Source organism: Bacillus cereus group sp. N8 (assembly GCF_016483685.1).
GTDB lineage: Bacteria > Bacillota > Bacilli > Bacillales > Bacillaceae_G > Bacillus_A > Bacillus_A proteolyticus.
Map to the genome: position 1 here is coordinate 1 of NZ_JAEHBK010000063.1, position 13071 is coordinate 13071.

Here is a 13071-nt window from a genome sequence, read left to right on the forward strand (position 1 = left end):
AAGAAGGATTTTTAAACAACTATATTATTTTTTAAATGACTTTATTGTAAATTAAACAACTTTATTATCTCTGTACAAGTTAAATTTTAACTAAGGTATTTTGTTGGTGATAAGCTAAAATATTGAATTTAAGAATCTTTAACTCATAAAATAGATTTAATGAATCATTGTAGACTATAGTCACGAATAGTGTTATGGTCTATAATGTTAAATGATAATTTTTATTTTAAAAGAGGATGAAATTCAAAACATGAATGTAACAATAAGTGATACTTTAAGAAAAATTGAAATTCCTGAAATGTTAAGAGAATATTTATTGAAAAGTAATAAAATGGTAGATTCTTTAAGTGCAGAAATGCTATTGGAGATTGAAGACATTTATCTTTTCTATAAATCTCTATATAATTTTGATGAAACAGAATTTAGTGTGAATGTTATTAAATCAATTGAAAGGTGTAAAGAGACTGCAGGATTTTATTTTTATTTAAAAAAGGTATTGGACAGTGGGTTGCAGATCTCGTCTAAAGGGAATAAAGATGAAGAAAGGGATGGAGTTTTAAAAATATCACAGGACTATGTTAATGAGCAATTTAAGTGTATTACAAGAGAATATATTGAATTGATTAATCAAATATACAAAAACGAACAGCATATTAATCTAAAGAGTGTATATAAGAATATAGGTAGGTTAGAAGTGTTAGGGGATATCTTAGAAGATAGATATCTGAAAGATCTACTTTCATCTGGAAATGAATTATTGAAAAATTATGAGGAGAAATTAAATTATAATTTATAAATTATTTCCTATAAGGTAAATGACTTATAATTAATTAGATTAGCTTTTCATATATTTGTGTTGTTAATAATAGGCTTAATTGTTGATTTGAAATAAAGTTTAATTAAAAAGCTTCACAAACCCATATTATATGGTAGATAAGAAGACTCCGTTTTGAAAAAAGATTAATCAAAATGGAGTCTTTTCTATTCAAATAAATATTCTTTTTTATAAAAATGTTTGATTAAAATTCACTTAGAATTCTATAATTAAAAGGGGAGAACAGCTTAATTCAAAATTTCAGTAAAAATTTGGTGAGCATAATACATTAAAAAAATATTTTTGATAAAAAATTAAATATAATAAATTATAAATATATATTATAACAATAATTTAATAGAGGGGTTTGATTATTAGTGAAAATTAATAGAGAAGCATTTGATGAATTTAATCAAGTGTGTAATGATTACTTTGAAAAAGACGCAAATGAACATTTTGAAAGAAACACAAAAATTATGTCAGCTAGAGCAGTTATAAATTATGCTTTGCAAGATATAAACAATAAAAATGATGATATTAATGTGTATGAATTAATATCAGTTTCAGACAAAATATTAACATCAATAGAATATTTGTTAAAATCATTAACAGTCTATGATAAAAAGAACAACAAAGACGAGTTTTATGGTGTTGAAAGTATAAATAAGGATAAATATGATTATTTCAAAGCGATTAGATCATATATAATTGCTCATCCTTTAGAAACAACATATAAAGAATTCTCAAGATTTGGATTTGGTAAAAATGTAGTATTTGAGGATATTCAAAAGACAAAGGAATATCATAAAACTTTAATGAAAGAAATGATAGAAAATATTGAAACGGCTGATTATGTTATGACGTTTACAAGAATTAATTTTGATTTTGAAAACAGTGATATTGAGAATATTGATAATTTGGGCGAAACATTTAGAAAAGGACTAAATATAGAAGAAGACATATTGAGTCTAATTAGATATGCTATTGATAAAATGAAGGTCATAACAGAGCATTTAAAAGTTATGATTTCTCAAAATGAGACTACAATAAATGGTGTTGATTAAATCGAGAATGGAGTTTTATAATATGAAAAATATACAGCAATCCCTAAAAAATTCATTTGTTAAATATTCATTAGCCCTAATTTCAGCTATAGCTATAATAAAAACAGGCTATGATTTAGGCTCTTTTATAATAGAGTTAAAATATATTTAAATGATAAAAAAAGAAATTACTCTTTTTAAATAAAGGAGTAATTTCTTTTTTTACCGCAACTTTCTTTGAAACATCGCATCTTTTTTATAAACATCATAACTTTATTTAAAAGCAACATTAATTAAAATATAAAGTTGGATAAAAATGGTGATTAACAGTAAAATAATAAAGTGATATTTATATATTATTAGGGAATATTGCATTGGATAAATGTAATATTGGATATAAATGAATAATTTTAAATTTATAATAGGAGAGTTATATATGAGTGTAGAAATTGAAAGATTATATAAAGAGAAGTTAGACATGTATCCACATCTTAAAAATATAAGAGAAAAATTATGGGCAAGTGAAGGGAAAAGTCGTGTCTCTGTCATGGTGGGTGCTGGTTTTAGTTTGAATGCCCAAAAAATTGAAGAATCTATGGAGGGAATGGCTGTTTGGCCAGACTTAAAGAAAAGGTTAATCCAAGATTTAAGTCATCATGAAAATATAGAAAATGAAGATGTATTAGATATTGGACAAATTTATGTAAAAGAATATGGTAGATCAGGTTTGGATGAGATTTTGAAAAAAGCTATACCAGATGAAAATTATGAACCAGATGAATTACATTACCAACTATTAAAACTCCCTTGGACTGATATTTATACGACAAATTATGATACGTTATTAGAAAGAGCTAAAAAACACGTATATGAGCGTAATTATCAAGTTATTTATGATATTAGTGATATCCCTAGTTCTGTGCAGCCGCGTATTATTAAATTGCATGGTAGTTTCCCTGCAAATAGACCGTTTGTTTTTACATCGAATGATTATGAGAAATATCCAAAGAATTTTAGTCCGTTTGTAAACATGGTCCAACAATCTATAATGGAAACTGTGTTTGTATTAATAGGATTTTCCGGGGATGATCCAAATTTCGAAAGATGGACCACGTGGGTTTCGCAAAACTTGGGTGAACATATGCCGAAAATCTATATGATTGGTTACGGGCAAAAAGATCGTGAATCTAATCTTGCAAATAAAGGGATTACACTAATTGATTTTGAGTGTATTTATCGTGGGCATGAAAATCCATTCCAGCAAATGTTTACAGATGTATTCGGATTTTTGGAATATAAAGAAAGAGAAGAAAAAATGAAATGGCCGCATCGTAAATATAATAAATCTAATTTAGATATCTCAGATTTGGAATATAATCGTAAAACTTATCCAGGTTGGATTGTAATGCCAGATGAAATTAGAAGAAAACATTCAACAAATATTCGTAGTGTGGGAAGAGATTTTTTAATTAATCTTGGAAAAAAGGAATTACAAAGCGAAGTATTTGCTTATCTGAATGAAATTTTATGGTGCTATGAAAAATTTTCGATTCCATTTGAGTATGATATACATAAAGAGCTTCAAAATCTAGTTGATAAACAAAATAAAATTAATAAAATGTTATACCCATTAATTCTTCGCTTATTGAAAGAAGCTAGGCTGGATTGCGACCAAAACAACTTTAAGAAGTACCAAGATTTATTAGAAAACCTGACTTTAGATAAAGAGCAACAACACTATTTAATTTATGAAAAAGTACTTTATCATTTGAATTTTGGTGATATTAAAACCGTAGAAAATTTGCTGCAACAATGGAATGTGGGATCAAAAGAAATTGAATGGGGCATTAAGAAAGCGAGAGTTATTACAAGAATCAATGGTAAAGATAAAGCAAAGAAAATGTTTGAAGAATATTTACAAACTATTCGAAAGTTACTATCTATAAAGCCAGATGATTATCGATTACTATCATTAGAAAGCGTAGCGCTTCATAATCGAAAGAGAATTACACAGGAATGGGATTATGGGTATGATAGATTAAGATATCTAGCCGGAAAGTATTGTGATGCAAACAAGGAATTTGATCGAACAATTATATCAATTAAAATGTATGAATACACCCTAGGTAAAAAAGAGAAGAAAGGGTTTGATTTGGGTACTAAGAGATCCACTATGCAATTTGGTGACTATATGAAACAGGAGCTTTTAGATTCATATGCAGTTTTACAAATGCAAGAAATGTATGGTCTCACTATAAATGATGAGTCCCAATATATTTTAGCCCTTAAAAATATTAAGGAAATTTATCCATACTATTCACAGATTAAAAGACTGAACTATATAACAGTGAAAAAGATAGATGAAATATATTCTAGAGAAGATGTATATTCATTGGATAAAAAAAATTTAGACATTTTAGTAATAATATTGAAAAATGTAATATCTTGTGAAAAGAGACCAATAATGACTGTCAATATAGCATTAGAAGTTTTATCAAGAATATATTTTGCTTTATCAGTTGAAACACAGAAAGAAATAGATAACGAGGTATTGAGGTTTATAAGTGGAAAAGAAAGCTATGAGGTAAATGATAAGGAAATTCTGGTAAAACTTATTCGGAGAATTTTCTTTGCTAAAAATAGAGAACAATCTAAAGTTTTTTGTGAACAATTAATAAATACTGAAATAAAAACTCAAAGTTATGCTGATAACTCGATGTATCAGAATATGTTTTTTGAACCTCTACTTATAATTTTTGAGAAAACAAAAGATATATTTAATCTAGAAATTTCAGAAGAACAATTAGAACTATTATTAAAAAAGCTTAATGATGAGGTCGATTATAGTATACGAGAAAGTGCATTGATTAGGCTAACATTCCTCGCGATAACTAAGAGTCTACCTGAAAGCTACTATAAGCAGTTTATATCTAAAATTCAAGGGCTTTCAAAAGAGAGAAAACATGGAATTAGTGATTTTATTTTTAGCAACGCTTTTGATAAAATTATTTATTCCAACGAAGTATCAAGTAAAGAAGAACAAGAGGAGTTTTTGAAGAAAAATATACCGCAATTTTATAGTAAAGGTACATGGTCATACGGTTTAGGGTTGAGCCATTATTTTCAAGAGCTATCAGGAATTTTTGTTGACTATGTAGGTAGCAAAGAAAAACAAATACCTGAACGTGAAATATATAAGCAGTGGTTGGAAAAGTTTTATGTTTGGTGGGAAAGTCAGAAAGAGGGGCTATTAAGAGAATATGATAAGAGAGATTCAGTTTTCAGGGATCCAGAAATTTATTTAATATCAGTGATAGTAGCTCTTAAAAATAACATATGGGGTACTATACCTAAAGAGTATTTGGATGAGAACGATAGAAATAAAGCAAATCAAATCTTTTATAAAATCCATGAAAAAAGACCAGATTTATCGATCTATTTAGTGCCATGTTTGCAAAGGCTAAGTATTAACATCAATTATTCAATAGAAAAAGTTTTAAATGGATTGTGGGACAGTGATATTAATAAAGTAAAAGCAACAACAGAGGTCTTAAATGATTATCTAATATTTATTGATAAAGGTGAAATTGTAGAAGATGCAAATGCCATAAAGCGAGAAATGTTTAATATGATGAGGTATGGATCAAAAAAAGTACGAAAAATAACGATTAAGTCCATTTATTATACATTGAAAAATACATCAGTTATATTTGAGGATAACGATTATAAGATAATTATTCAATATGTTAATAGTTATTTAGAGGGAATCAACAAAGGGCATATAGAAGTGTCAACACTAGAGGATTTTGAATTACTTGCAAGCATTGCTGGTCTGGTTGCGAATATATGTAAAAATAAAATAGATGTTGTGGGTAATAGTCTTGATGAATGGAAAGAGTATATTCGCCTCCACCGATTACCAGAAGTAAAAACGTATGCAGATTTGTTTGATAATCCAGTTGATGCGTAAAATCTATATTGTTAGAGAGTGTAGGATAAAAATAGTTCAGTTATTTGGTTTGAGAACTGTTATAAAATGTTCTCCTTAATAATATATAAAATTGTATTATAAAAGAATCCATTTTAAAAAATGGATTCTTTTTGTTTGGTACATGTTCTCTTTTATTTTTCATTGAAAAAATCAGGAAACATCTCTTGTAGTTTATTAATAGGTTCCTCTAAATCACTTTTTTCTGAGGGTTCTATTGAGTCTTTAGAAGTTTTGAATAGGGTTTTAAAATTTGTTAAGCTACTGTTTTTATCAATGCTAGCGTTGAAATCTAACAAATTGTCTTTGAGCCCTGTTTTTTCTTGTAAGTGAGGGAAAGAACTAGAAATAGTTAATTGATCGTAAAGGTTTTTATAATGCTCAACTTGTACTTTAAGCTTCTTAATTTGTAAATCTTTTTCAACAGCAATTTGCTTTATATGGATAACTTTTTGTTCATCTTTTTTTAAGGTATGGAGCTCTTCATACAATTTAATAAACATTGTCTCAAATCCATGAAGTGCATTAATAATTTTAGGAGTATTACCCTTATAAATTTCAAAGATTTGTTCTATATTCGGAAAATATACCTCATCATCTTCGCTTAAACCAATTGTTCGATAAATAGGTTTATTTAATTCAGCTATAGTTTTTTCTAATCTTCTCTTCCAGGTGTTTCTTCCAATGCCAGTCTCTTTTTCAAGAAGAGAATAAGTTAGATGTACGTGTCCTAATCTATTTTTAACTTCTAATGCAAGTTCTTTTAATTCCTGATCAGTAAAAATTCTAGGCCGCCCTGAGTTTTTTTGTCTTCCTTTTAGCATCAGTTCTTTCACTCCTCTATAAACTTTGCATCAACAATAGCCTTGTGGTCCATATACTTTAATAGTTGTCTAGAATGTTTAGTTAGAAGAGACTCGTGATAGTTCACTCGTTCATGTGACTTCGATAAACTAAATTCTTTAATATATTCAAGATGATCATTGATTCTATTTTCTAAATCCCTTGAGTAGGATTCTAACCACTTAATCGCCTCGTCATATTCATCGATAGATGGACTGAAAAAGTAATGATTAACACATATTCTACAATCCTCAACGCAATTATTAGGAAAATTTTTATCAGTGCAGTAGCCATAATCAACTTTCTGGTACTGGTCTGAGTTTTTAGGTGAATATAATATTCTGTTATCAAAAATTTTTCTTTTAGTTCCCAAAAAGCCACCAGACATTTTGTTTTGAGCTTGTTTTTCAACTATAGTTTGAGTAAGTCTGTATACATATGATTGAGCAAATAATTTGGCGTGAGAATAATAGTTTGACGCATGTTGTATAGTTGTTTGCCCAGCTAATCTGGCGATGGATAAAACATTAAATCCTTGTAAGAACATATTAATGATTGCAAAATGCCTTGTATCACCTGGAGAAATCTTATCTAAAGAGTACTGTGAATACATCTGTTCAACTATTTCTGTATAAAAGTTATTCAGTAAAGTTTGAAATTGATGTTTTATAATTCTATTTGAGGGTCTCTTAATACTTCTAGAAAAAAACTGACAATAAAATTCTTGTGGGAATAGATTATCCGAATGAATGTTATACGTGTCCAAAACATATTGAAAATCTTTAATCGCCTTATATATATCATCAGTAATAAGAATATGTTGAAAATATTCTTGTTGTTCGGGGCTATCAAACTTTTGTTTTGATCTAGGAATAACAATCCATTTTTTACCATCAGTTATTTCAGGTAGACAATTATATTTCATTCTTAAAAATTCATTGGGTCTCATGGGAATAATATTTGTAATAGTCCACCATAAAATTACAGGGTAATATTTATGGTATTTAGGTAGAACCACCTTATATTTAAAATCATTAATTATTTCATCAAAAAGCAGGACATGATAAAAATTGGGCAAATCTCTATTTTTCCATTTAGGTGAAGGGAATGAATCGCATATTTCTATGTATTTTTCATGTCCTGGCAGCTGTGAAAATTTTAAGAACTCTTTAAGTACAAGTGCTAATGTTGAAGCCCAAGGTTTGCTGAAACTAGAAAGTAATTTTTCGAATTGATCTGTGGAGGTTATTCCCTCGGTTGCTAAAGTTATTTTCCTAAGTATATTGAATTCAGTTTCTATAGTTGATGGCGAGATACCTGAAGCACGCCGTAATAAAAGATAGCATTTAATAATGGTACGTAATTTTTTATATGAAAATAATTTATGAAATGGTAGCTTAAAAGGTGTATTTTGGATATTACATGGAATAAGCCATTCATCATCATCAAAAGATTTTGCCATTATATATCCATTGTTAAGTAAATCGTTAAATATATTTTCGAATTTGGGTACATTAATATCATTGTAAGTTATAGATTCAGTAACGGCTATTGGCGTGTTCCCCATATTTATTATCTTTTTTAATTGCATAATATATATCCCTTTACATAGTATTTTTTATAACAGTAAGTGTTGTTTAACTTTCTCTAATATTATTGTTTTTTCTATTAAAGGAAGAAAAGAATTGACTACATCAATACCAAAAGCTTTAATTGCTTCGTCAATTAACAAAATAATATTGAGCAGAAAAAAAGAATCCCTTTTTCTAATAGCATCATATTTGCTGTTCTCTAATGAACTTGTTAACCTTTTAAGTTCACTAATGGCTTCAATTAACACCATTTTTTCAGGAATAAAATACTCACAAGAATAACATGTTTTTAGATTTTTTCTTTTACAATTAGGGTATACAAGGCATTGTCCCGTTTTTTCTTTTGAGGGTATTTGATTTGTAAATAATTTTATTGCGAGTGTTTTCAGTTCTTCTATTGGAAGATGCTTGATTTCATCTATAACACTGGTTTTTTTGGTGTGAATATTCTGTAAAAACATCGCCCATTTTTCTAGTTCGATAGGTGAAATAGAATTACGTAGCTCTTTAATAGTATCGGTTCGTTCTTCAATTGTTTGTCCATTTTGTATATCTTCTTTTAATCTAAGTAAAATATAGTTGTATAACCATCCAAACATACCACGATTTAACAAGTTTACTGACACGCTATTTATGCTGCCATCTTTATTTTTGGCTTGAATGTAAATAGCAGTTGTATCTGAATTTTTGTGTGATCTAGTGTTTTTTGTAATTTCTAGGGCTAAATCAGCATCTTCACCATCTTCTTCTAAGATTGAATAAAAAAGATAAGTCATGGTACTTCTATTCATAACTAAACAGTCAAAATCTTTTAATTGAGGAGAGGGATTAAAAAAGTTTAAATGCTGATCCTTTCCAGATACTCGGGCTGATACAATTTTTTTGCCAAAAAAGAAAGTACCAAGTATACGAGAGTTTTCAGGAAGGGCGGTGTGATTTTGTATATTTCTTTTATGAAGTTCAGAAATGACAAGTGAATGCGCTAAGCTTTCTATTAAGTTTGGAGATACATAGAAGTTATAAAGTACAGAAACTTTGTTTGCTACGGCGTTTCGAAGTTTAATATAAAGTTGATTAATAATACTTTGTGATTCTTCTATGGTTAATTTATTGGTTTTGAACCAAGATAACTTGTCTGCTCTTATAGAATCCAGTTCTATAGAAGGGAATTCATGAACAATATCTATTCCTCTCCAATTATTGGTGAGAAGAATTGTTGTGTATGCCCACATATTGGCATAGTATCTACATGTAGTAGCGTGAGTAATATGCATTTCAATGTTTTGAACATGAGTATAATACTGGTGATAAATTTCAAATGAGTATATTTTTTTTTCTGAATAAGTACTTTCCTTTTTTGCGTAGTAGTACAAATATTTTTTTTCTCTATTTATTCCATTTTGATTATCACAATATGTTAAGAATTGAACGAAAATTTTTTTAAGTTCATTAGATAAGGATCTATTAGAAAGAAAAAGCTCTATTTTAGCATCCGAAATGGTCCATATTTCCCCATGGAAATTAGAAAGCATTTTATCATATAAGTTAATAAAGTTTAATGTATAGCCTCTTAAGGAAAATGGTCTTGCATTGCTGGAATTAATCTTGATTTCCACCCATTTTTTATAAAAAGATGATGTTTTTATAAAATCACTGGAAGGGGGATGGTTATTATAATGTTTTAATAAGTCTTCTAAAGCTTTATGTGTATCGTAAACAGTATCTAATACATATTGTAGACTTTCTAAATACTTATTTGCATTTTGGATAGGGATAAAGAGCCTATTATTTATTTTTATAGCACCTGTCAATAGGCCTTTTTTTATATCTAAACGTAGTTTATCGAATGTAAATCCTGAAATAGAGCGTAGGGTATTCAAATCGTAATGATCAATTAAATGTAGCATTCTTGTTTTATGATTGTAGTAGTATTCTTTTTGGAAATTAGCTATATCAGTTTTTGATACTAGCCAATGGTATCCACCAGATGCAGGAACTTTTTTTGAATTAGGGAAGTAGTCTTTTAACAGCCCTCTTAGCCAAATTGGTGGAGCTTGTAGTTTTTCTGATGCTTGTTTAACAGTTAAGAAATTTGTCGTAGGTTTGTTTTTTTCTTGTTTTTGTTTTTTTTCTTTTTCTTGTTTTGGTTTTTGTTCCCGTGTTTCTGTATGGGTAGTATGTCCGTAATTTCCTTTTTTGGCAAAATAATTTAAAAACTGGCTGAGTTCGTTTTTATGAAAATAGTATTTATTTAAATGCATTATATAATTTGGTATTCTCTTTCTATATATTAGGTATCGGATTGAGCTACCATTCACATGAATTTTATGTTTTTCAAGTTGACTGATTAGTTCTTGGATGGAAAGATATTCTTTAGGGGTATATTTATCTATATAGCCGATCTTTTCTTTGATTAATGATAAATGAGACTTTAGAAAAAATATACTTCCTTTAGCATGAAGGAATTTAAAAGCGTTGATTTTATTTTCATATATGTATTTATGAATTTGTTTTTTTGATATTCCTAGTTCTAGGCTAAGTTCATTAATTGTATAGTAATCCTCAATTTCCTGTGACGGAATATTCGAATTATAATGTTCGAAATAGTAATCCTTTAGTGTTTTTATTTCTTCTTTATGAATATAAAGTTTATTTTTGAATTTCATATATCTTTTTATTAATCCACTGGAAACCTTTTTTTGAATCCATGATATTCCTCGTATACACAAACCGTCTTTTTTTAAAACTTCAAATACTTCATACGTTGTTAGGTAGGAGTTTCTATCGTCAACAGGATTCAGGTTAGCTTTTTCTTTTGTTTTTTCTATTTCGTCTATATGGATATATATATGTCCTTTAATGTTTTTTATATTTGAAATAAGCCCTCTTTTAATATATCTATAAGCTGTAGCTTCGTGAATTCCTAATGACTTACTAAATTCCGGTACAGTTATGTATTGGAGTTCACTATTATTTTCAGTAGACATTTGTTCACCTCTTTTTTGAAGGGAATATGATATTAATTAAATTTATTTCTATCAATAAGGCGGGGGAGATAATTCTCATGCATATTATCGAATTTATCTTCGATTTTTTTTCTCATTCTATCGGTCTTAACCATATATGTTAAAGATGATAATAAATTGTCATCACCACGATGAAAAGCTATTTCTAGAGGATTATCTGTATTTTCGGCAATAAGGTTAGTGAAAGTCCCTCGTCCTATATGAGTAGACCAATCTGCAAGGAGTAAATGATTCGCTAGGATTTTTTCTTCTGAGTTACCGTATGTTTTTAAGAAATTTATAAAATTATGTTTTAGTTTATTAAAATATTGACTGTAACTTTTTCCTGACATAGCTTTTCCGTCCCTATTTATAAAAAGAGCACCTGAGTCAGTATGATCTTTATATAAATTAATATGATCTGCAAAAAGGATCTTTCCCCAGTCAAATATCTGTAGAACGGCCTGATCTCTAGGCTTTTTTACGCTACTGGATCCAGAATGATCTTTAATATCCTTTCTGAAATTTTGGTTTTTTAGAGTGAGTAGAAAATCTCCAGTATTTAATTTTCTTTTTAAGTTTGAACGTTTCAAATTGACGACCTCACCTCTTCTCAAGCCGCCGAATATTTGGAGATAAACTCCTAATGCTATTGGCTTTGTTTTTAGGACTGCGATTTCTAATAATAGTGGAATGTACTTTGCTGGTAACATATGTTCTTTCTTTGAGACTGTTTTGGTGGGATAGATGACTTCAAAAGGGGATTGGAAATAAGATGTTCCTTGATAAGTCTCTTTTTTTATAAAAAGGGTTTCGTTTACTTTTGGTAAGCATCCTTTCTTTTGTAGCCATATATAAAATAATGTTAGTGTTCTTTCAACATCTTTAACAGTACCTACTGTTCTTTCTTTGCGAGATAGATTATTAAGAAAATCATTTCCATGTACTAGTTTTAATTCTTTTAGAGTATTAATCCCTAACAGTTTCTTGTTAGTTAATAAGTAGTTTAGAAAAGAAACCGTATTATTACAATGTTTTCTTTGGGTATTGTAAGCATTATATTTCCAATTGCTTAGTATAAAGTCGCTTAATGGATGTGTAATGTGTATGTCATTTGAAGTTTCTTTAAGTCCAATAATTGAGAATTTCTTATGTGTTATATCACCTTTACTTGAAGTATTCCATTCTAACCAAACAGGAATAGAGAAAAACTTATAATTTTCTAATTGTAGAGTAATCATTTTTTTCCGTCCCCCCAATCACATAATTCTGTACATTATCTTTACGGATTTGGTCGAAAGATATGTGTATAAATCTATAATATATTGTCGCTTTTTTGTGTACAACAATAATTTCTTAAAGTTTAGAATTTACTTGTTTTTAGAGTGTTGAATAGGGATAAATATGTACATGAAGTTTAAGTACATATTTATGGAGATATGTTGTTTGGCGAAGGTCGGCGGAAAATGTAACAGAATATTGTACGAAGGGCTCACTTGTTGGGATTACAGGGCGTATTCATACGAGTAATTACGATGATGAACAAGGAAAGAGAATATATAGAACTGATGTAGTGATTGAGAGCATTACATTTTTGGAGAGAAGGAGGGAGAGGGCATCGTAATAAAAGGAGATTTTAAGTAATAACTTCGGTAAAAATTGTAGAAAGTATTTTAATAAACTTAAAGAAGGGATACCGCCACATGCCCATCAAGCTAAGCTTATATAAGTTTAATTTCATGTGAGATTTTTTCTTTTTTCTAAAGATCTAGTGTAAGTTCTTTAA

At 28.6% G+C, this 13071-nt stretch carries 7 protein-coding genes and 1 pseudogene; 4 read left to right on the top strand and 4 right to left on the bottom strand.

All coding sequences use genetic code 11. The features are described from left to right. The first annotated feature begins 250 nt into the window (after positions 1–250). From JDS80_RS29420 to JDS80_RS29430, 3 genes are all read left to right on the top strand, one after another. Positions 251–796: a hypothetical protein gene (locus JDS80_RS29420; protein ID WP_239661429.1), complete on the top strand. Its 546-nt coding sequence runs from the start codon at positions 251–253 to the stop codon at positions 794–796. Between the two features lie 395 nt (positions 797–1191). Next, entirely contained in the window at positions 1192–1878 is a 687-nt protein-coding gene (locus tag JDS80_RS29425) for a hypothetical protein (RefSeq protein WP_098587142.1), read from the top strand. A gap of 415 nt (positions 1879–2293) precedes the next feature. Further along, entirely contained in the window at positions 2294–5827 is a 3534-nt protein-coding gene (locus JDS80_RS29430) for an SIR2 family NAD-dependent protein deacylase (RefSeq protein ID WP_161798654.1), read from the top strand. Positions 5828–5979: 152 nt separating this feature from the next. On the opposite strand, the gene JDS80_RS29435 is transcribed toward JDS80_RS29430, so the two are convergent. Genes JDS80_RS29435 through JDS80_RS29450 form a run of 4 tightly spaced genes read right to left on the bottom strand, consistent with a single transcriptional unit; the run spans position 5980 to position 12526 of the window. After that, positions 5980–6669 (bottom strand): hypothetical protein, encoded by a 690-nt coding sequence (locus JDS80_RS29435; RefSeq protein ID WP_048560518.1) that lies wholly within the window; start codon positions 6667–6669, stop codon positions 5980–5982. A gap of 8 nt (positions 6670–6677) precedes the next feature. After that, positions 6678–8279, bottom strand: a complete 1602-nt coding sequence (locus JDS80_RS29440) for a site-specific integrase (RefSeq protein ID WP_048560519.1) — start codon at positions 8277–8279, stop codon at positions 6678–6680. Between the two features lie 27 nt (positions 8280–8306). Beyond that, positions 8307–11267 (bottom strand): helix-turn-helix domain-containing protein, encoded by a 2961-nt coding sequence (locus JDS80_RS29445; RefSeq protein WP_199640682.1) that lies wholly within the window; start codon positions 11265–11267, stop codon positions 8307–8309. A 32-nt stretch (positions 11268–11299) separates the two neighbouring features. Continuing rightward, a complete protein-coding gene (locus JDS80_RS29450) occupies positions 11300–12526 on the bottom strand; it encodes a hypothetical protein (RefSeq protein ID WP_199640683.1) in 1227 nt (408 codons plus the stop codon). Positions 12527–12726: 200 nt separating this feature from the next. On the opposite strand from JDS80_RS29450, the pseudogene JDS80_RS29455 reads away from it, so the two are divergent. Further along, positions 12727–12909 (top strand): annotated as a pseudogene (locus tag JDS80_RS29455) (single-stranded DNA-binding protein); the annotation flags it as partial. Positions 12910–13071 lie beyond the last annotated feature (162 nt).

What these genes read in the sequence shown, in the direction of transcription:
- JDS80_RS29420 (WP_239661429.1), top strand. Translation starts at nt 251, where the DNA reads ATGAATGTAACAATAAGTGATACTTTAAGAAAAATTGAAATTCCTGAA.
- JDS80_RS29430 (WP_161798654.1), top strand. Translation starts at nt 2,294, where the DNA reads ATGAGTGTAGAAATTGAAAGATTATATAAAGAGAAGTTAGACATGTAT.
- JDS80_RS29435 (WP_048560518.1), bottom strand. Translation starts at nt 6,669, where the DNA reads ATGCTAAAAGGAAGACAAAAAAACTCAGGGCGGCCTAGAATTTTTACT.
- JDS80_RS29440 (WP_048560519.1), bottom strand. Translation starts at nt 8,279, where the DNA reads ATGCAATTAAAAAAGATAATAAATATGGGGAACACGCCAATAGCCGTT.
- JDS80_RS29445 (WP_199640682.1), bottom strand. Translation starts at nt 11,267, where the DNA reads ATGTCTACTGAAAATAATAGTGAACTCCAATACATAACTGTACCGGAA.
- JDS80_RS29450 (WP_199640683.1), bottom strand. Translation starts at nt 12,526, where the DNA reads ATGATTACTCTACAATTAGAAAATTATAAGTTTTTCTCTATTCCTGTT.